Genomic DNA, 20,470 nt, shown 5'->3' with positions numbered 1-20,470 from the left:
CATCGATACAACACCTTGTGGGCTGTCGTCATTCCATAAGCGGTACTGGGCGTTGCCAACAAAAAGTACGTAGGACTTACGTATGAATGTCACCGAGATATTGATCAAAAGCCGCAACTCGCAGCCAGCTGGTCATCCAGGTCGACGACCTGATCACCTTCGGCCTTCAGTCCGGGCCCGACGTCCAGGCGGCGCAGATTGGCGACGGCAAGCTGGTCGACGCCCAGACTGGGGAGAGTGTCCTCCACACTGGCCCGAAGTTGCTCCGGACGTTGATCCGGCCCGGTGATCCGCCTGGCTATTCGGCTCAGGACGGGGACGCAGCTTCGATTCCGGCAACCGGTTTCCAGTTCGGCAGGGGCGTCACGTAGTGCAAATCGAATCTGCGCTCCGTGAATGCCCAGTGGCCGTCACGGCGCTCGAACCGGTCGTGATAAAGGCCGCTGATCTGGACCGGCCCCATCTCCGCATGGGTAACCAGCGCGTTGAGCGCCACCTTGCCCGTGGCGAGGTCGCCGTTAATGTCGATCAGTGGATTGGCCGTCCAGTGATGCATGTACGGGATCTGCGCCCAGTTCCTGTGAGCTGACTCGATGATGGCATCGATACCGGTACAGTTGCCGAACGCGTCGCCCAGTAACAGACTCGCATCGCTATGCCAAATGCTGCGCAGCAGTGCCTCATCGCGAGTGTCGAACGCCTGACTGTATGCGGCGATGAGCCGTTCCAGCGCGAATTGGCTTTCGAGTGCATCGATCCGTGCAGCGATATCCTGGGTAGTCGCCATGTGTCCTCCTTGAACGTTTCATTGGCTGGTGATACAAGCAGTCCTCTTCACGTCGGGCTCTCCCTCGACCTCCTTTCACTATCGCGATACGCCCAAGCGCCATGTCGATGCAGCTGACCACACGTCGGATCAGTGTTTGCCGAAGGCGAATGACATGTATCGGCACCCTTGATCGGAGCCGCGATTCCTTGATGCGTCTGTTTGCCCTCTACGAGGCGAGCTTATCGGCGTGTGTTGTGTCGGCCAGCAGGGACGGCGGCAGAGCGCATCCGGCGCTAAAATCTCATAGCGCCACCTCGCCTTATACGAGTTCCACGTTGTACCTTTCCAGCCAGTCCGACATCGCAAGTGCGTGATCGATGTCCGATCGTTCCCAACCAATACTGACTTCGTTCAGCGGTTGATCGATCAGCTCGCGGACCGCGTCCAGGTTGAAAGTCTTTGCCGTGCGCGGCGTCGACTTCGAGATCACGCTGTCCATGCAGGCACGCAAAGCGCGTTCATACGCTGGGTCTTGCGTGGCCGGATAGGGGCTTTTCACGCGTGTGAGGATGGCTTCCGGCACGACGTCGCTGGCTGCTGCGCGTAGCAGGCTCTTCTCGCGTCCATCGAACGTCTTCATGCTCCATGGGGTGTTGAACACATACTGCATCAGTTCGTGGTCGCAGAAAGGCACACGCACTTCGAGGCCTACCGCCATGCTCATTCTGTCTTTCCGGTCCAGCAGGATCGGCAGCCAGTTGACGAGATGGAGGTGGCAGATCTCACGCATACGCTTCTCGACGCCGGACTGGCCGACATGCGGTACAGCGCGGAGTGCCTGGGCGTAACAGTCGGCCTCATACTCCTTCAGGCGAAGCTCCTGTGACAGGTCCGGCGACAACAACGTGTCGAGCCTCGACGGCACAACCTGCATCCACGGGAAAGCGTCGAGGTTGACGGTCTCGGGCGTGTGGAACCATCTATAGCCGCCGAACACTTCGTCGGCGGCCTCGCCGGACAATGCGACCGTCGAATTCTCGCGTACCGCCTTGAAGAGCAGATAGAGCGATGGGAACAGATCGCTCCCGACGAACCATGCCGAGTCGAGCGCATCGACGACGGCACGCCGCACCTGCATGTTCGCGAGCTCGCGATTGTTCAACACGACCTCCGTGTGCCGCGTCTTCACCTGCTTGACGAATTCACGCACGAACGGCGTATCGGCGGTGTCACGGTACGCGTCCTTGACGAACTTCTTGCCATGATCCGCAAAATCTACCGAATAGGAGTGCACCGCGTTGCCGCTTCGTTGTCGCAATATCCGATCAGCCATCGCCGTGACGAACGATGAATCGAGCCCGCCCGAAAGCAGGCTGCAAAGCGGCACGTCGGCGACGGTCTGCTGGCGCATGATCCGGTCGAGGTGTCCGCGAATCGTTTCGATCGTGACGTCTAGCGAATCGGTATGCTCGTGTCCCTCGAGCTTCCAGTAGCAGCGTTGGGCGATGCCATTGCGAGACACGCGAAGCACGTGTCCAGGCTTCACTTCGTGCATGCCCTCGTATACCGCGTCGCCGGGCATGCGGAACATGCTGATCACGTGCCGCAAGCCATCTAGCCCGACACGTGGGACAATTTCCGGATGAGCCAGAATCGCTTTCGGCTCGGAACCGAACAACACGCCGCGGCCGAACGGCTGATAGAACAGCGGCTTCACGCCTACACGGTCGCGCACCAGCAACAACTCTTCTTTGCGCGCATCCCAGATCGCGAACGCATAGATTCCAACCAGGCGATCGGCGAACGATTCGCCCCACTCGAGGTAGCTTCGCAGCACGACTTCGGTATCGCTTCTGCTCGTGAAGCGATGGCCTTGCTTTCTCAACTCATCGCGTAGTTTAACGAAGTTATAGACTTCGCCGCTGTAAGTCAGGCATGCAATCGGCTTACCTTCGTCGGTAGCTTGCATCGGTTGCGCCCCGCCTTCCAGATCGATGACGGAAAGCCTGCGGTGACCGAGTGCCGCATGGCGGTCGATCCAGATACCCTGTGCGTCGGGGCCGCGCAGTGCCATGGTGTGTGTCATCGCCTCAATGATCGGTTTTTGCTCGTTCAGGTCGCGGTCGTAATCTACCCAGCCAGCGATTCCACACATCGTGCATCTCCCTTGCAATCTGAAAGACATGCAACAGGCCGATCGTCATCTAGCTATCTGAAATCAAACGGATCCAGACGAAGCGGTTGCATTGCTTCCTCGGATAACACCTCACAGGATAGAAAATTCCGCGGTATTTGGCGGATAGGTAGATGTCTGGTTCTGTTGATGATGTTGTGACACTCTGCTGGAGACAGAGCATTTGCAAAAGCGGCCAGAAGCGGTCATGCGCCTCCTGTTTCTTGACGGTCTTCCGGCGCACTCAGTCTTCCTTTGTTGTAGACGGCTCCCTGAAAACAGCATCGCGCCCTTCTCCCGCGGCACGGAATAAAGGCACTGCTACGGCTGTTTTCTAGCTAAGTCCGCTGAGTCGCGGACTGTCCCGCTCACAAGAATTCATCGTGGTGCACGTTACGCCGAGCAGGTGCTTTACTTCCAATTAACGTCGCAGGAGCTAGGATGCCGAATCGTTTTTCAGGTGAACGCGCAGTTGTCATTGGCGCAGGAATGGGCGGACTGCCCGCAGCACAGGCGCTTGCCCACTACTTCAGGGAAGTCGTCGTGCTCGAACGGGATGCGCTTCCGTCCGACTCGACGCCACGGCCTGGCGTGCCGCAGGGCACGCACCCGCATGGGCTGCTTGCCGGCGGCTTCAAGGCACTGTGCGACCTGTTTCCGGGTTTTTCATCCACACTCGTGCAGGCAGGCGCCCACTCGGTCGACTCGGGTCTCGAGGTATACCTTGAGTATCCAGGACAGGATCCGTTTCCGGCTCGCAGTCTCGGTGTAGCAACCTTTACGATGACGCGTCCGCTGCTCGAGCTTGCCGTGCGTCGTCGTGTGCATGAACGCCCGAACGTCGTCTTTCGCGACGGGTGTCGCGTCGTCGCCATCGGCGCCACGCCTGACGGCAATTCGGTCGCTTCGGTTTCGTACAAGACCGGCGGGGGCAAGCTGGAGAGATTGCCGGCCGACCTCGTCGTCGATGCGTCCGGACGCGGCAAGCCTACGCTGGACTTACTTGAGGCTACCGGCCGACCCATGCCTGAGGAGACGGTCATCGGCGTCGACTTCGGTTACTCGACCGCGGTCTATACGATTGCGCCCGATGCGACTCCCGACATGAAGGTCATGTACACCATGCCCAAGGCGCCGGAAGAAAGCCGTATGGGTATCGTGCTTCTGCGTGAAGACGGCAAGTGGTTCGCGGCACTCGGAGGACGAGGCACAGACACGCCGCCCGCCGACGGCGACGCATTCGCCGACTACGCCGCAAGCCTGCCGACTGCCACCGTGTATCACGCGATCAAAAACGCCACCCTGCACGGCCACATCGAACAGTTTGCGTTCCCTGAAAGTCGGCGGCGTCACTTCGACAGCTCCAACGACTTTCCTCGCGGACTGATCCCGATCGCCGATTCAGTGTGCCGTTTCAATCCGGTCTATGGACAGGGAATGAGCGCCGCCGCGCAGGAAGCTGTCGTGTTGCGAAATCTGCTCGCGGCGCACGCCGGCGATGCCGATCCGCTTGCCACACTCAGCAGTGAGTTCCTGTTAGCGATCGAGTCGATTGTCGAGAACCCGTGGACGCTGGCTGCGTTGCCGGATCTGGCCTATCCCGACGCGCGGGGCAAACGCCCGGCCGATTTGGAGAAATCCATTGAGCACCATATTGCGGTCACCCAGGCGGCGCACCAGGATCCTGATATTCATAAACTGCTTATCGAGGTGTTGAACCTGTTGAAGCCGGTCAGCGCGTTAAAGGCGCCGGAGGTCATGCGCAAGGTGACGAGTGAAGAGGTCAAAGCGTGTGTAGGGCCACACGGCGCGCGGCGCAGCGAGCCTTCCGCCTCAGGCGCAAACCCAGGCTACGCAGATGCAAGCTAATCAGATGTCCATAGCGAAGGTCGCAGACGGGTTGCGTCCCGCCGCAGTGCCATACGTCAACCCAATTCTGACAGGAGCGCGTTCATGACCGAAGACATGCCGGACTTCAACTCATTGGCGAACCCGTATGAGCGGTTTGCTGAACCACTGACCAGCCGTTTTTGCGAGCGGGCAGCGGCTTTATCTGGCGTAGGCAGTAACGAGCAGGTGATCGACGTGGCGACCGGTACGGGCGCACTTGCGCTGATTGTAGCGGCTATGGGGGCCCGGGTTCTTGCCACCGATATCGCGCCTGCCATGGTAGCGCGGACCAGCGAACGATTACGTCCGTTCCCGGAATGTGAGGCGCGAGTGATGGACGGCGCTTCACTCGACGCCGGTGACGCGAGTTTCGACGCGGCGTTTTCGATCTTTGGCGTGATGTTGTTTGCGTCGTGGCGGGCGGGTTTGGCTGAGATGGTGCGCGTCGTGCGGGCCAATGGGCGGGTCGTTGTGGCAGCCTGGCCAAGCCGGGTTGGCGCCACGCCGATGGTGATTCTGGATGGCGTGTTCAGCCGCGTCTTCCCCGGCCGATCGCTGTGGGGCGAAAATGGCCTGAATGAGTGGTCGCAAACGAGCTTGCGAGGCGCCGTGATTGAAAGTGGCTGCTCCGACGTCACCGTGACGGTTTGCGAGACGATCCAAAGTGCTGCTTCGGTCGACGCCTTGTTGGAGGAATTCGGCCCATTATTTCACTTCGCGCCGAACTATGCGGCCTTGACAGACGAGCAACACGCGCGGCTCCAACCCGCTCTGAAAGCGGCTTTCCAGGCGTATGCAGAGTCGGACGGCTCAATCAACCTGCCTTCATCGGCGCTCATCGCAGTCGGGCGCAAGTCGAAATGAGGTGATGCCTGTGCGGACAAACTGCTCGACCTGCTCTTGTCGCAGATGGCTGCACAGACCAAACATTGGATATTGGCTGGACACTTTGTTCCCGGGTCGTGGCGGGTGTCGGGCGCGAGCGCGCTGACTGTCGACAGCTACGGAGCCTTGCCGCCTTGGTGACTTATCCCGGTCGCCGCCTGATCGGGAGTGCCTCTTCTGGCATGAGGGAGGCGCTGTATCGCTTGCTTACACCAAACTATCGTGTAGTGCCTGAAGCCGAACTAGTGCCATGAGTTGGAAATTCGCATACGACACTTTGGCCAGCCATTCGTAGCCCCTAACAAAACGGGGAGCTAGCTGCATCAACGAGATGCGAAGTTGAAGGAGCGGTCGATGAGTACGATAAAGAGCTCTTTACGTCTGCTGGTCGAAAAATGGCTTGGGCCGACTGCGGCCATGTCGGCCCGGGTGACCCGGTTCGGCCGCATGAACTCAAATCAGCGGCGCTATGTATGTGTGGAGGCATTGCGGCCAGCAGGCACATTGGCAATCTATTTCTTCCTCCACGATGACGGTGTGTGGTGCGTGTTTCCACCTGCGGTCGAACGTCCTGCGATGAGCGTTCATGATTTGCAGCGGGATTGCGGCTCGCTGCTTGTTTAGCGAATTTATAACTCATGACATTAGCAATCTATGGCTGCGCAAAGATGCAAGACCACAAACCGTTCACTCCGCATAGTGGACGTGCATTTTGGGGAACGCAAGTAATCCGTTGCGACAGCAGAAATGCCGATGGTTTGCATCGCGACCACATCCGGTCTTGCGAAATGAGCTTCGGCATGCTCCACGAGGTCGCTAAATATTGGGGCCGTCGACTCGCTGGATCGAGCGCGGTGATTGTCAACGGTTCACAGCAACGAGTCGAACGTCCGGAGTTGGCCGCACGCGGTCCAATGATGCCCCCAGGGGAAAGCGGTAACATTGAAAGAGACCGGACGGCCTCGGCACGGGGACAGCCTGTTGTCGCCCCTCAATGGATTCGGACCCGCCACATCGCGCTCAAGGCGGCACGGACCCTGCTACAACTTTCGGAACAGTGAGCGGGAGAGTTCAATGAATGCTAACCACACAAGCGCTGACCTCCTCAGGTTGGCTGAAGTTCTCAGAGAAGTGGGATTCGAAGTCGTCGAACCGAGCGACTGGGCAAATGTTTCGCCGCGCTGGTGGAACGGCGCGCTTTGCCCACGGCCATTGCTCCTGGCGCGCTGCGATACCACCGAGAAGGTGAGTCGTGCATTGCGCGTAACCAACGACGCTCACGTCCCAATATCTATCTACAACGGCGGGCAGGACTGGGCCGGTCGCTCACTCCGCGAAGGCACCGTCATCCTCGACATATCAAGGATGGCGAAACTCGCGATCGACGCCGATAGTCGCGAGGTCATGATCGGCGGCGGTGTCACGGCAGCCCAACTCAATCAGGCTGCGGGCGAGCATGGCCTCGCGGCAGTGATCGGCAATGACGGCGCGGTCAGCATGACCGGCCTCGTCCTCGGTGGGGGGTACGGCCCGCTCATGACACGCTTTGGCCTGGCCTGCGACAGCCTTCTGTCCGCGGAGGTCGTGCTGCCTGACGGGAGGATTGTCGTCTGCGACGCGGAGCGCAACGCCGATCTGTTCTGGGCCTTGCGAGGCGGCGGTGGGAACTTCGGCGTCGTCACCGCCATGCGGCTGCGCCTGTACGATCCCGGAACGGTGCTCAGTGGCACGATAGTCTTCCCTTTGGCAGACGCGCGCGCGGTGTTGGCTCGCTTTGCGGACGTGGCAAGTCAGGCACCCGCCAATCTGTTCGCCTCTGCCGTCCTGTCGCCTGTACCTGATGGCAAACCGGTCGTCGTGTTTTCCATGGTCTGGTCAGGCGAGGTGGCAACCGGCGAGGCAATTCTGGCCAGGGTCGGGTCCGTGGGAACTCCGCTTCTCGTCAAGGCCGTTCCGATGCCGGCGTCAAGCCTCTTGTCTCTCACCGACGGGAAGCTCGCGCAAGGCCGCGGTTACGAGGTCGCGACCAGATGGTTCGACGCGCTCGGCCCGGCCACAATCGACGCTCTTGTCTCTGAGTTCGAGGCCCGTACCTCGCCGCTCACGTCAATCATCATTCACCACTGCCACGGAGCAGCAACCGACGTCGCTCCCGAGGATACCGCGTTTGGGATGCGCAAGCCTCACTTTACGGCCTTGATCTATGCGACCTGGACGCCTGAGAGGGATGACGCTGAACCCCATCGGGCGTGGGCACATAGGCTCAACGCGGCGCTTAGCCCGACAGCACTCCCGGGCGGGTACGCCAACCTGCTACCCGACACGTCCGCAGAACAAATCGCGCGCGCCTATGGACCTAACGCCGCGCGTCTAGCGAGCGTTAAAGAGCAATTCAATCCTTCAGGCGTTCTTAAGGCCATTCCACTCCCGTGATGCGAACACAAGACCGGCAGGAAGATATCACGTAACACCTATTGTAAGGCCACACTATGTTCGAGACGGAACTCTTCGCCGGCTGGGGCGACATGGATTTCAACTCACATATGCGCAACACCGCCTATCTCGACAAGTCGGTCGATGCGCGGATGCTGTACTTCGCGAAACAGGGTTTTTCGATGTCCGAGTTCATGAAGCTCCGTATCGGACCGGTGGTGATGAAGGACGAGATCGAATATTTTCGCGAGATCCATCTGCTTGATCGGATAACAGTAGGCTTTGCGCTCGCTGGCCTGTCTGCCGATGGAAGCCGTACGCTGTTGTGCAACGAGTTTCTTCGCGAAGGCAAGCTGGTGGCCCGCGTGACCTCAGCGGTTGGTTGGCTCGATCTGGAAAAGCGCAAGCTGACGTGTCCACCTCCCGCCCTGCTCGATGCGATGCATGCATTGGACAAGACCGAGGATTTTGTCGAATTGCCGAGCAGCGTAAACCGAGCGCAATCGAGTTGAGCCCTCGGCTCCGGTTCCGTCGGAGTTAAGTCCTGGTCCGGTCAGGCAACGCGCGCCTTTGGAAGACCAATGACCGTTTGAAGAGTGGAACGGACGTCTGAACGGCCGACCGGCGCTACGCCGAATGACACTTTGCGGGCGCTGTCCGACCCTTCTCGGCCGTTCACTGACCCGGCCTCCTTATTTGCGCTTTTGGAGCTGAAGCAGTCATTCGCTCTATAGACTGCTTGCGGGCGCGATATCGATGGATCACGTTATCGTGATTGATCTACTTTCGGGATCTTGCTGCCCATCGATCTCCGAATCGTCAATGTCTTCACGGTAGCCAACGCTAAACCTGTCCGACCAAAAAATTCTCAAGGGACGTCAACACCTCATTCGGCGCATCCTCGGGCAGCAGATGGCCGCCGGGCAATCCCTTGCCCGTCACGTTCGCTGCCCATCGGGACCACGCGTCGAGGGGCAGAGTGCTTCTCGCCTTCTGTTCGCTCTCGCTCCACAGTACCAGGACCGGACAGGCCAGCCTTCGGCCTGCAGCCAAATCGCTCGCATCGTGCTCCAGGTCCTCGGAAGCAGCGGCGCGATAGTCTTCGCACATGGCGTGGCGCACGTGCGGATTCCTGAACGCGCTTCGATAAACGTCGAGGGCCAAAGGATCGATCCGCTCCAGACCGCCCGCCATCTTCGCCAGTGCAGTGTCGAGATAACCGTCCGGATCAGCCGCGAGCATCCGCTCCGGGAGATCGCCCGGCTGCGCCAGGAAGAACCAATGCCAGGCGTTCAACGCGAATGTCTTGTCGATAGTTGCGAATGCATCGAGCGTCGGTATCACGGTGAGCGAGGCATACGCGGCAACGCGTCGAGGATGGTCGAGCGCAAGCCGGTATCCCGCCCGAGCGCCCCGATCATGCCCGACCACTGCGAAGCGCTCGTGCCCGAGCCGGCCCATCAGCGCGACGAGCGCGCTGGCTACGCGACGTTTGGTCCAACGCGGCTGATCGTTGCGGGTCCGGCTGTCGCCGTACCCCGGCAGATCCGGCACGATGACGGTGTGCGACCTCGCGAGCGTCGGCGCAATGAATCGCCACGCGACGTGGGTTTGCGGGTAACCGTGCAAAAGCAAAACCGGCGATCCGCTCCCGCCGATCCTGCCGCGAAACGAGACATCGCCCGCTTCGACGTCGAGCCTCCCGAAGCCCGGAAAGAAGTCCTGCTCGACTCCATGCGCCATGCTCATCTCCTCGTAAAACGTGGCTTCATTGCTGCGACGCTGACCTGACAAACTCCACCAGATCGCGATTGAAACGCGCGGCTTCCTCAATGAACGGCGCGTGACCCGAGTCCGCGTACACCTTGCTGACGATGCGCGGATTTAGTGCGGTCGCGCGAGCCAGCGTCGCATGCGTGTTGACCAGCGCGTCGTGACCGCCGTAGATGAAGAGCAGCGGTACGCGCGCTTTGCCGAGCCCCTCTGCAGCGAACACCGTCATCGTCGGCACTTCTTTTTGCATGTCCCACGACGCCATCGCGGCGTTCGCGAGCAGCCGGTCAAATGTATCGGCGTCAGGCCGATGGTTGAAACACAGGCCGACGAAGGTGCGCTCACCGTCGAGATGCGTCTTCAGATCCGGCGAATTCATGTCCAGATAAACATCAGGATGGTCGACGATCTGAACCGGCGCGAGCTCGACCACGCCGTCGACATACACAGCACCCGCGACCGCGCGATCGCCATACTTTGCGAGGTAGTTCGATATCACCACACCGCCGAGCGACCAGCCAACCAAGACGGGCTTGCGCGCGTGTGAGCCCTGGATCACCGCTGCGAGGTCGTCCCCCCAACGGTTTCCGTCGTGATATGGCTCCGGGCCGGACGGCTTATCCGACAGACCGTGGCCGCGCAGATCGTACGTAATGATCCGGTATTGGCGCAATTCGGGGCTCTGCACCTGCGCGTCCCAGTTCAGGCGGCTGCCGAGCAGCCCATGCACCAGAATGATTGGCGGACCGTTCGGGTCACCGCTTTCCTGAACCGCCAGCTTCACCCCATCCGTCGATGTAATCATATAGCTGGTCGGCGCCGCGATCGCGTCGGGTGCAGACGCGAGCAGTGTCGCCGCAGAGAACGGGGAAATCAAAAAGTGAGGGAACGTTCGTAAGCTCATTGTCTTTCCCGAGAGAGTGTCAGTGCGCCTAGTCTCAACCCTTACACTGATGTGAGAGTCAAGCGAATTGTGTTAGTCTGCTCTTCATGAAAGACACGCCTTCACAGGAACTGCTGACGATCGGACAACTCTCGCAACTCACCGGCGCGAGCGTGCGATCGATCCGACATTACGACGAACACGGTCTGCTCGCCTCGGTACGTGCGAGCAATGGCTATCGCATGTTCCCCGAGAGGGCAGTCACGCAGGTCAAGCAGGTTCAGCGCATGATCGCGACCGGTTTCACCATCGACGACATTCGCGGCTTTCCCGACTGCATGCTTCTGATCGAAGGCGCCCGCTCTTGCGATCAGATCACCGACGTCCAGCGGGTAAGGCTCGAAGCCATCGATCGCCAGATCGCGGACCTCGAAAAGCGGCGCGCTCGGCTCATCAAGACCTTGCTGGAAGGTGCGGTGCCGCCCGTCGACTGACGCGAACCGCGGCACACAGAGATCGCCGTCAAACAGGAACATTGGATGCGGTTTTCTTCCTGCGAATGTCCGTACGCAGGCTGTCGTATTCCTCCTGACTGATCGGCGATGCATCTCGTTGCCCGAGCGCGTTGACGGGCAGCCGATAAGTTTCGCGCGCCGTCCATGCGCCTAGGGAAACGCTGATTAATGGAGCTCGGCGGTCATCGCTCACGTAGCCGAAGACGTTATAGAAGGCAGCTCACAGAACGGACTCACGAGGATGAAGAGGCAGATCGGCTTCGCGGAAGCGGAAATTGCAGGCAAGAAGCGCGTGACGAGGCGCCAACGCTTCCTGGCGGAGATGGAGCAGATTGTGCCGTGGCAGCGTTTGCTGTCTGCAATCGAACCGCATTACCCGAAGGGCACGCGAGGCCGTCCGCCGATTGGCTTGGAGCGAATGCTGCGGATCTATTTCCTGCAACAGTGGTACGGGCTGTCGGACGAAGGGCTGGAAGACGCGCTGTATGACAGCATTGCGCTGCGCGCCTTCGCCGGCATCGATCTGGCAGTCGAGAACGTTCCGGATGCGACCACGCTGCTGAAATTCCGGCGCCTGTTGATCGAGCACGAACTGACACGGAAGCTGTTCGACGAGATCGGTATCTCGCTGTGTGAGCGTGGACTGATGATGAAGGAAGGCACGCTGGTTGATGCGACGATCATCGAAGCGCCACCGTCGACCAAGAACGCCGGGAAGAGCCGTGACCCGGAGATGCATCAAACGAAGAAGGGAAACGAATGGCACTTTGGGATGAAAGCCCACGTTGGCGTGGACGCCGATTCGGGCTTGGTCCACAGTGTGGTTGGCACGGCGGCCAACGTGTCGGATGTGTCGCAAGCCCATTTGCTGCTGCACGGCCATGAAGAGGAAGCGTTCGCCGACGCAGGCTACATTGGTGTAGACAAGCGTGATGAAATGAAAGGCAAGGCAGTAAATTGGCACGTCGCTGCCAAGCGCGGAAAGATCAAGGCGATGCAGGACGGGCCGCTGAAGGACCTGGTGACTGCGCTTGAGCGAACCAAGGCGCAAATCCGTTCGCGCGTTGAGCATCCGTTCCATATCGTCAAGAACCTGTTTCACCATCGCAAAACCCGATACAAGGGCTTGGCCAAGAACACGGCGCAACTGTTCAGCTTGTTCGCTCTGGCGAATCTGGTGACTGCGCGAAATCTGTTGCGATCGGTTCATGGGAGCAATCCGTCATGCGTATGAAAAATGAGAGAAGAGGGGCTCGTTTGCGAGCCAAATTCACCGAAATGAGCGTCGATTCGATTCGTTATCCAGAAAATTTGACGCGTCTTGATCTGCAAGCCGATCCGACAGTTCATTAATCAGCGTTTCCCTAGCGCGCCGATGCCGCAGACGATCAGCGTGATCGTCCCCACGATTAACGGAATGTGCTGCGTGCCGGGCGGCACGGCGGCTGCGATGAACGCCGGCAGGATTGCGGTAATGGCCGTGCCGATGTTCTGGCCGATCGCCATGGCGGTAACCCGGATACGTGTCGGGAACAGTTCAGGCATGAAGCTCGGATAGACCGCGTTGAAGCATTGATACACCACGCCCCACATCACGATCGCGATGACGATCGCCAGCATGGCATTGTGCAGACTGATCGCATAGAGATACGCATAAGACAGCAAGCCCGAGGCAAGCGCACCGAATATGATGAGTGGCCGGCGTCCCCATCGATCGGAAAGACTGCCTGCGAAGGGAATGAAGAACATCGCAGTCAGATTGGCGAGCAGCGGAATCCAAAGAAAGAAGCCTTTCGAAAGACCGATACCGTAAGCGGTCTGCACCGCATAGGCCGCGCCAAAGATCGAAGTCACCGCCAGGATGATCGCAATCAATGCGATTGCCGCGATGCGGACGATATCCCGCCAGCCATCGCGTAACGCTTCCTTGACGGGCGACGCGGGAATCTGCCGATGTTGCGTTTCATCGACAAAAGCCGGCGTCTCCGACACTTTCCGCCGGATTACATAACCGGCTACCAGCACGAGCACACTCAGCAGGAACGGTACGCGCCAACCCCACGCCAGGAACTGCTTCTCGGGCAGATAGTATGCGAGCGGCATGAAGATGGCCGCAGCGAACACCTGGCCGGCGGTCACGCCCTGCATCGCATAACTCGCAAAGTAGCCGCGACGGCCGAGCGGCGCATGCTCCAGCACGAGGGAACTGGAACCCGATATCTCCCCGGCGACCGCGAAGCCCTGGATGAGGCGCAAGATCACAAGCAGGATGGGCGCTGCGAAGCCCACTTGCGCAAATGTCGGCAGAACACCGACGGCGAGCGTCGACAACCCCATCATGAACATGCAGGTGAGAAGCAGGTTCTTGCGGCCATGCGTATCACCACGACGGCCGAGCACAAATGCGCCGACTGGTCGTGCGAGATAGCCGACGCCATAGGTCGCAAGCGACGCGGCGATCGCAACGCGACTGTCTTGGGAAGGAAAGAAAAGTTGCGGAAAAACCAGCGCGGCGGCTTGCGCGTAGATGAAGTAGTCGTAGTACTCCAGCGCAGAGCCGATCCACGCGCTCGCGGTAGCGGTTCGTGCCTGATTGCTGCTCTGTAGATGCGTAGATGCCATCTCGTCTCCTGCGTGTGTCTTGTCGATGATCGCGAACAGGGCTCGCGTAGCGTTGCGCGCTCAATATGTCGCGCGTCCGCCTGACAGGTCGAAGGTGAAGCCGGTCGTGAAGCTGCATTCGTCGCTTGCGATCCACGCCACCATGGCGGCGATTTCCGGAACGGTCAAAAACCGCCCCATCGGAATACGCGCTTTGCTGGCCTCGATGTGCTCCTCCGTCATCTCCCGGAAAAGATCAGTTTCGGTGATCGCAGGCGCGATGCCATTGACCGTGACGCCCGTTCCGGCCAACTCCCGCGCGATCGATTTCGTCAGACCGATGACACCCGCCTTCGCTGAGGCATAAGCGCAAATGTTCGGATGTCCTTCTTTGCCGACGATCGACGCCACGTTGACGATGCGTCCCGCGCCGCGTCCGCGCATGTGTGGCACGGCGAGGCGGCAGGTGTGGAAGACGCTATTCAGATCTACGGCGAGGACGCGGTTCCATGCGTCGACCGGATAGTCTTCGATCGGAACGACCGGTCCGTTAATGCCGGCGTTGTTCACGAGTATGTCGACATGACCGAACGACTCGAGCGTGGCAGCGAACGCGGCCTCAACGGAACGCGCGTCGGCAAGATCGACGGCCTGAACAAGCGCCGCGAACGAGTCGCCGCCTGTTTCGAGCGATGAACAATCGATATCCCAACAGGCGATCCGGCAGCCTTCGTCCGCAAGACGCTCTGCGACACCGCGCCCGATGCCACGCGCGGCGCCCGTCACGATGGCCGTGCGTGATTCAAATCTTCGTTGTTTTATCGATTGCTTTTCCATATCCGTTTGTTCCTATATATAACGTAGTTCCTATCCTAGAAACGATATTCCGGCTCGTCAACGGCAATCCCACCATTCATTCACATAGGGGAACAAACTAGGGAATGTCCCGGTTCGCGATAAAAACCGCTTGACCGCGCAGCGTCATGAGTACCAACATAGAAACTGATTTCTATACGTGAACAGCGAGGAGCGATAGATGGAACAGGCGATGATTGATCGAGTGACGATCCACGAGACAATCGAAAACTGGGCCGTATGGCGAGATGCGGGAGACTGGGAGCGTTTCGCGACGCTCTGGCATCCGGACGGCCGCATGATGGCGACGTGGTTTCAGGGAAGCGGCCGCGAGTTCATCGAAGTGACGAAGGCCGGTTGGGCCAACGGCGTGAGCATCTTGCATTTTCTGGGCGGCACGTCGATCGAAGTGAGCGGCTCGCGTGCCGTCGCGCAGACCAAGATGACCATTTCGCAGCGGGGAGAAGTCGAAGACACGTTATGCGACGTCGTGTGCACCGGCCGCTTTTACGACTTCTTCGAGAAGGTCGACGACCGATGGCTGCTGTTGCTTCGACAGCCCATCTACGAAAAGGATCGTCTGGATCCGGTCAAGCCGGACGCCCGTCCCGTTCTCGATGCGGCGCTGCTGGCCGGGTTCCCCGTCGGCTATCGGCATCTCGCATATATGCAGACCCGAATCGGCTACAAGGTCAAACGCGACATGCCGACACTGACGGGCCCGGAGGTAGAAGCGCTCTATGCGCGCGGCCGCCAGTATTTGCAAAACGGAGCGCTATGATGGAGGACATCTCGCCGATGCGCTTCGATTACCAGGCGCTGCCGGCGCGCGTGCTGTTCGGCGCGGGCAGGCGTCGGGAAACGCCTGAAGTCGCCCGGCAACTGGGCTGCGCGCATCCGTTGATCGCCTCCACACCGGAACAGAAGGATTTGGCCGATGCCATCGCGTCGTTGTTCACCGGTTTGCGGGCGCATATCTTTCCCGAGGCCGCGATGCACACGCCGTGGGACGTGACATCGCGTGCACTCGCGGTCGCTCGGGATGCACGTGCCGACTGCCTGATAGCCGTGGGCGGCGGCTCAGCAATCGGCCTCGCGAAAGCGCTTGCACTGCGCACCGGCCTGCCCCAAATCGCGTTGCCTACTACGTACGCCGGCTCTGAAGTCACACCGATCATTGGCGAAACGCAGGACGGCGAGAAACGCACGCGTCGTACGCTCGACGTGTTGCCGGAGGCCGTGATCTACGATGTCGAACTAACCCTGACGCTGCCCGCGCGCTTGTCGGCGACGAGCGGTCTGAACGCGATGGCTCACGCGGTGGAAGCGCTCTATTCCGTCGACGCCAATCCGGTCACGTCGATCATGGCTGAACAGGGTATCGCGGCCCTCGCCGGTGCGCTGCCCGAGATTCTCGCCAATCCCGCCAGTCGTGATGCGCGCAGCCGCGCCCAGTACGGTGCGTGGTTGTGCGGAACGTGCCTCGGCTCCGTCGGCATGGCGCTGCATCACAAAGTCTGTCATGTGCTGGGCGGCACCTTCGATCTGCCGCATGCCGACACCCATGCGATCATGCTTGCGCACGTCGTTGCCTACCAGGCTGGCGCGGCGCCGCATGCAATGCGCCGCATCGCACACGCGCTTGAAGCCGATGACGCATGGTCTGGGCTGCACGCGCTCGCTGCAAGGCTGCACGTTCCCCAGTCTCTTGCGGAGATTGGCATGCCGCACGATGGCATCGGGCGCGCGGCCGATCTGGTGCTACAACAGGCCTATGCGAATCCGCGCACGCCGGGCTATGACTCGATCAGGGCAATGCTCGAAAGGGCATGGCGCGGCGCGGCACCACAACCCGATTCGCTGTGAGGAATACGCGATGCGCAATTTCGACGAAGACAACATCACTGCAGCGGTCATCGAGCGTCTTGCGGGAAGCAAGAGCGAACGCGTGCACCAGATCAGCGACGCGCTGGTTCGTCATCTGCACGCGTTCGTGAAGGAGATCGAGCCCACCGAAGGCGAATGGGCCGCCGCGATTCGCTTTCTCACGCAGACGGGGCAGATGTGCACCGACACCCGGCAAGAGTTCATTCTGCTCTCCGACACGCTCGGTGTATCGATGCTGGTGGACGCGATCAATCATCGCTATCCGGGCGACGCGACGCAAACTACCGTGCTCGGTCCGTTCTATGTAGAAGAAGCGGCTATTCTGCCGCTCGGCGCTTCGATCACCGATGGCGAGCCGGGCGACCCTCTGCTGGTGGAGGGCACCGTACGCGAGCTGAACGGGAAACCGATCGCGGGCTCACTGATCGAGACGTGGCACGCGGACAGCCACGGCTTCTATGATGTGCAGAAGGCGGCGGGCAAGGAGGACCTGCACATGCGCGCGCGCTTCCTGACCGATATGGAAGGCGCATTCTGGTATCGCTCGATCGTACCCGCTGCCTATCCGATTCCGAACGACGGCCCGGTTGGCCGCATGCTCGATGCGCAGGGGCGGCATCCGTACCGCCCGGCGCACGTGCACTTCCGCGTCAGTGCACCCGGCTTCCGGACCCTCGTTACGCATGTGTTCGTGAGCGGCGACATCTACCTGGACTCGGACGTCGTGTTCGGCGTGAAAGACGCACTGATCGAACCACTGGTACGGCTCGCACCGGGTCTGAGTCCGGCCGGTCATCTCGTCGATGTTCCGAGTGCCCTGCTTGCCTATGATTTCGTGCTGCCGCCGCGGAACTGACCGCTGTGCGCCACGAGCCATTTTCTATGTTACGGACGTGTTCCGATGCATGAACTGTCGCTGCATCATCTGACCATCCTTGACGCGCATCCGCTGCAGCTCGTCGATGCGGCCGCCGCTGCGGGATTTGAGTTTTGCGGCTTGCGGCTGGTCGCGCCCACCGCCGCCGATGCGATCGTGGATGTTGCGAACCATCCCGCACTCATCCGCGAGTTACGCGCGCGACTCCACGCAACCGGCGTCAGGCTGCTGGACATCGAGGCCATCTGGCTGAGTCCGCAGACGGATGTCGCGTCACTACTGCCTGCACTCGAAGCGGGTCGTATGCTCGGTGCGCGGCACGTGCTCTGCGTCGGCAACGACACCGAACGCGCTCGCCTGCGGGACAACTTCGGCCGCCTGTGCGAAGCGGCCGACGGCTTTGACCTTTCGGTCGGGCTCGAAGCGATCACATACTGCGCGGTGGGGACGCCCGCCGACGCGCTCGAGGTCGTGCGAGACAGCGGACAGCCGAACGCGCGAATACTCATTGACGCACTGCAGTACTTCCGTGCGGGCGCGACGTGCGAGCAGATCGATGCAATCGACCCGGCGCTGATCGAATACATCCAGATTTGCGATGCACCGAGCGCCGCACCGCAGTCCCTCGAAGCACGGCGACAAGAAGCGAGGACGGCCCGGCTGCTGCCCGGCGATGGTGAATTGCCGCTGCGCGAACTGCTGTCGAGACTGCGGTCCGATCTTCCACTCGCCGTCGAGGCGCCGACGCTCCCGCTGCGTGGCCTGCCGTTCGAAGAACAGGCGAGACGCATCCATGCACGCATGCGGACGTTTCTCGCTGGTCCAGTGTCCTGATGCTAGTATGTTTCCATATGTAAACAGGAGCCGGATATGCTGTTGGAAGACGAATCGAATGCAGTGGTCAAATCGGCGGATCGCGTGCTCGACGTGATCGAGTTGCTCGCGAGATGGGGACGCGAGATGTCCCATACGGAAATCGCGGAAGCGCTGGATATACCGAAGAGTTCGCTGACCAAGCTGCTCAAGAATCTTACGGCTCGTGGTTTTGTCGAATTCGTCCCTGTCACCAAGGGTTATCGCCTCGGCGAAGCGCTAATCCGGCTTTCGCAGCAATCCACGCATAGCCGCTCGCTCGTCAGCTGCGCGCAGCCGGTGCTGGCAGAGATCACACAGCAGACGCTGGAGTCGTGCGCGCTCAATCAGATCAAAGGCGATCAGGTGGAAGTCGTTGCGACAGTGACCAGCCCGCAACGGTTGGTATCGCATCTGCGACTCGGCGATCTTGCACCGCTGTATGCAGTGTCGGGTGGAAAGGTGATTCTCGCGTTTCTTCCGGATCAGATGCGTAGCGAGTACATCAAGACCGTGAAGATGCAAGCCATCACGCCGAAGACGATCACATCAAAGAAGGCGCTGCTTGCACAGATCGAAACCATCCGACATACCGGGGTCGCCTATTCGATGGACGAATACACGCCGGGCATCGTCGGCATCGGCGTGCCAGTGTTGTCATCGTCGGGCTTTCCGCTCGGCTCGCTGAACGTCGCGATTCCGTCGGTGCGCTATTCGGAACGTGTCGGCGCGCGGGCCGTCGCCGTTCTCCAGGCCTCCGCGGAGCGCGTGCGCCGCGATTACATCGCCGCAAACGAACATACCAGGTAAGCCTACTGACACATTTTCGGGGGCTCGTCTTTGTGGTCGCCACAAAATCGTTGGCGATTGTCACAACTGTTTATCAGGGATACCGAATTTAATGACCGCGCGAATTTCAGAGCCGAATGGAACTGTTCAGTTTCCCCGGGTGGGAGTCGGAGCCGGCAGCCTCGCAAACGCGGCGGGCGAGCAGGCGTTCTTCAACATGATTCATGCCGCATGGGCGAGTGGCGTTCGATATTTTGATACCTCGGCAGCTTATCTTGGCGGTGTAAGCGAGCAACGGCTTGGCGCGGCGCTGGCAGCGTATCCGCGAGACGAGTTGTACGTATCGACCAAGCTCGGCAGGTACTTGAGCCAGCCTGGCGCAAGCTCCTTGCCAGGTGGTAGCAACTTTTACCTGGACTACACGTACGATACGACGCTCCGATCGGTCGAGCGCAGCCTGTCGCGACTCAATGTCGATCGTCTCGGTGCAGTTTTTATTCACGATCTGGATCCCGGTTTTGCCCGGACGGCGTATCGCGAGGAACTCAAAACGGCCGTCGAAGGTGCGTTTCCCGCGTTACAGCGCCTAAAGGATGAAAAAGTGGTCGGCGCGATAGGCGTCGCCAGTATGGACTGGCAGGCCTGCCTGGACTTCGCCGAACTGGCCGACGTAGATGTCGTCATGCCGGCGGGAGAGTACTCGTTGCTTCGCACGCGCAGCACCGCATTGCTGGATCACTGCGTCGAGAAAGGCATTGCCTGGATCGCGGCGTCGCCATTCAACTCGGGCATTCTCGCGACCGGTTCGCGTCCCGACGCCTTCTACAACATGCGGCCCGCGACGCGGCTAGCCCTGTTGCAGACGGAAGGACTCGAACGCATTTGCCGGCGCCATCACGTATCACTGGCTACCGCTGCCCTGCTTTTTCCTCTGCGACATTCTGCGGTCAGCACGATCGTTTTCGGGGCAAAGACCGCCGATGAATTCAAGCAGTCCTTCGCCCGTCTCTCTGAAAATCTTTCGGATCAGTTTTGGCAGGAGATGGACGCATTCCTGATCGAGACGAAGGATTGGGAAGGACGATTAAGCGGAGGTTGCGAGGGAGCTTAATCGCTTCCATTCGAGAAGGACACCGGTCAAGACGCTGTTTGCCGCAGCCCCGTCGACGGCGGCGCTCGCCAACCTGAGGCGGTGACTTTACGGCCTCTTCGGTCTCATGTTCGAGGCTCCGTAGCGGGCCTCTTCGCAGTCGCTACTTTCTCATTTCGGTTCCCCCCGACTGAACAA

At 60.2% G+C, this 20,470-nt stretch carries 19 protein-coding genes; 13 read left to right on the top strand and 6 right to left on the bottom strand.

Going from position 1 to position 20,470, the window contains the following annotated elements:
- Nucleotides 1-307: 307 nt before the first annotated feature.
- Nucleotides 308-787 (bottom strand): nuclear transport factor 2 family protein, encoded by a 480-nt coding sequence (locus tag OKW29_RS09040; RefSeq protein WP_429290529.1) that lies wholly within the window; start codon nt 785-787, stop codon nt 308-310.
- A gap of 301 nt (nt 788-1,088) precedes the next feature.
- Nucleotides 1,089-2,924: an asparagine synthase (glutamine-hydrolyzing) gene (gene asnB, locus OKW29_RS09035; protein ID WP_429290802.1), complete on the bottom strand. Its 1,836-nt coding sequence runs from the start codon at nt 2,922-2,924 to the stop codon at nt 1,089-1,091.
- Nucleotides 2,925-3,383: 459 nt separating this feature from the next.
- On the opposite strand from asnB, the gene OKW29_RS09030 reads away from it, so the two are divergent.
- From OKW29_RS09030 to OKW29_RS09010, 5 genes are all read left to right on the top strand, one after another.
- Nucleotides 3,384-4,811, top strand: a complete 1,428-nt coding sequence (locus tag OKW29_RS09030) for an FAD-dependent oxidoreductase (RefSeq protein WP_429290801.1) — start codon at nt 3,384-3,386, stop codon at nt 4,809-4,811.
- An 84-nt stretch (nt 4,812-4,895) separates the two neighbouring features.
- Nucleotides 4,896-5,696 (top strand): class I SAM-dependent methyltransferase, encoded by an 801-nt coding sequence (locus tag OKW29_RS09025; RefSeq protein WP_429290800.1) that lies wholly within the window; start codon nt 4,896-4,898, stop codon nt 5,694-5,696.
- 375 nt (nt 5,697-6,071) lie between these two features.
- Complete coding sequence (locus OKW29_RS09020; RefSeq protein ID WP_184062652.1) at nt 6,072-6,341, top strand: hypothetical protein; 270 nt, start codon at nt 6,072-6,074, stop codon at nt 6,339-6,341.
- A gap of 450 nt (nt 6,342-6,791) precedes the next feature.
- The gene (locus tag OKW29_RS09015) at nt 6,792-8,150 is read left to right on the top strand and encodes an FAD-binding oxidoreductase (RefSeq protein ID WP_429290799.1); all 1,359 of its coding nucleotides are present in this window, start codon (nt 6,792-6,794) and stop codon (nt 8,148-8,150) included.
- 56 nt (nt 8,151-8,206) lie between these two features.
- Nucleotides 8,207-8,662, top strand: coding sequence for a thioesterase family protein (locus OKW29_RS09010; protein ID WP_184062656.1), 456 nt, complete (start codon nt 8,207-8,209; stop codon nt 8,660-8,662).
- 331 nt (nt 8,663-8,993) lie between these two features.
- Here the strand turns inward: OKW29_RS09010 and OKW29_RS09005 are convergent, their stop codons facing one another.
- Both OKW29_RS09005 and OKW29_RS09000 read right to left on the bottom strand, forming a co-directional pair.
- Nucleotides 8,994-9,893 carry an alpha/beta fold hydrolase gene (locus tag OKW29_RS09005; protein WP_429290798.1) on the bottom strand — a complete coding sequence of 300 codons (900 nt, stop codon included), beginning with the start codon at nt 9,891-9,893 and terminating at the stop codon, nt 8,994-8,996.
- Between the two features lie 25 nt (nt 9,894-9,918).
- A complete protein-coding gene (locus OKW29_RS09000; protein ID WP_429290797.1) occupies nt 9,919-10,827 on the bottom strand; it encodes an alpha/beta fold hydrolase in 909 nt (302 codons plus the stop codon).
- A gap of 86 nt (nt 10,828-10,913) precedes the next feature.
- Here OKW29_RS09000 and OKW29_RS08995 point away from each other — a divergent pair, with 86 nt between their 5' ends.
- Nucleotides 10,914-11,300 (top strand): MerR family transcriptional regulator, encoded by a 387-nt coding sequence (locus OKW29_RS08995; protein ID WP_429290796.1) that lies wholly within the window; start codon nt 10,914-10,916, stop codon nt 11,298-11,300.
- Nucleotides 11,301-11,562: 262 nt separating this feature from the next.
- Nucleotides 11,563-12,555 carry an IS5 family transposase gene (locus OKW29_RS08990; protein ID WP_187631889.1) on the top strand — a complete coding sequence of 331 codons (993 nt, stop codon included), beginning with the start codon at nt 11,563-11,565 and terminating at the stop codon, nt 12,553-12,555.
- Between the two features lie 119 nt (nt 12,556-12,674).
- On the opposite strand, the gene OKW29_RS08985 is transcribed toward OKW29_RS08990, so the two are convergent.
- Entirely contained in the window at nt 12,675-13,943 is a 1,269-nt protein-coding gene (locus OKW29_RS08985) for an MFS transporter (RefSeq protein WP_429290795.1), read from the bottom strand.
- A 60-nt stretch (nt 13,944-14,003) separates the two neighbouring features.
- On the bottom strand, nt 14,004-14,759 hold the full coding sequence (locus OKW29_RS08980; RefSeq protein ID WP_429290794.1) for an SDR family NAD(P)-dependent oxidoreductase: 756 nt from the start codon (nt 14,757-14,759) through the stop codon (nt 14,004-14,006).
- 211 nt (nt 14,760-14,970) lie between these two features.
- Between OKW29_RS08980 and OKW29_RS08975 the strand changes: the two genes are divergently transcribed.
- The 6 genes from OKW29_RS08975 (at nt 14,971) to OKW29_RS08950 (ending at nt 20,293) form a co-directional block, all read left to right on the top strand.
- Nucleotides 14,971-15,558 (top strand): nuclear transport factor 2 family protein, encoded by a 588-nt coding sequence (locus OKW29_RS08975; RefSeq protein WP_429290793.1) that lies wholly within the window; start codon nt 14,971-14,973, stop codon nt 15,556-15,558.
- Nucleotides 15,558-16,643, top strand: coding sequence for a maleylacetate reductase (locus OKW29_RS08970; RefSeq protein WP_429292465.1), 1,086 nt, complete (start codon nt 15,558-15,560; stop codon nt 16,641-16,643). Before OKW29_RS08975 ends, OKW29_RS08970 begins: the two co-directional genes overlap by 1 nt.
- 10 nt (nt 16,644-16,653) lie before the next feature.
- Nucleotides 16,654-17,520: an intradiol ring-cleavage dioxygenase gene (locus tag OKW29_RS08965; RefSeq protein WP_429290792.1), complete on the top strand. Its 867-nt coding sequence runs from the start codon at nt 16,654-16,656 to the stop codon at nt 17,518-17,520.
- A gap of 45 nt (nt 17,521-17,565) precedes the next feature.
- Nucleotides 17,566-18,375 (top strand): sugar phosphate isomerase/epimerase family protein, encoded by an 810-nt coding sequence (locus OKW29_RS08960; RefSeq protein ID WP_429290791.1) that lies wholly within the window; start codon nt 17,566-17,568, stop codon nt 18,373-18,375.
- Nucleotides 18,376-18,411: 36 nt separating this feature from the next.
- Nucleotides 18,412-19,203 (top strand): IclR family transcriptional regulator, encoded by a 792-nt coding sequence (locus tag OKW29_RS08955; RefSeq protein ID WP_184062670.1) that lies wholly within the window; start codon nt 18,412-18,414, stop codon nt 19,201-19,203.
- A gap of 91 nt (nt 19,204-19,294) precedes the next feature.
- On the top strand, nt 19,295-20,293 hold the full coding sequence (locus tag OKW29_RS08950; RefSeq protein ID WP_429290790.1) for an aldo/keto reductase: 999 nt from the start codon (nt 19,295-19,297) through the stop codon (nt 20,291-20,293).
- Nucleotides 20,294-20,470 lie beyond the last annotated feature (177 nt).

Origin of the sequence: Paraburkholderia sp. CI3 (assembly GCF_050436505.1) — a bacterium.
GTDB classification, from domain to species: Bacteria; Pseudomonadota; Gammaproteobacteria; order Burkholderiales; family Burkholderiaceae; genus Paraburkholderia; species Paraburkholderia tuberum.
Note: the sequence above shows the minus strand (reverse complement) of the source record. Positions and strands in the feature narration are given on the sequence as shown.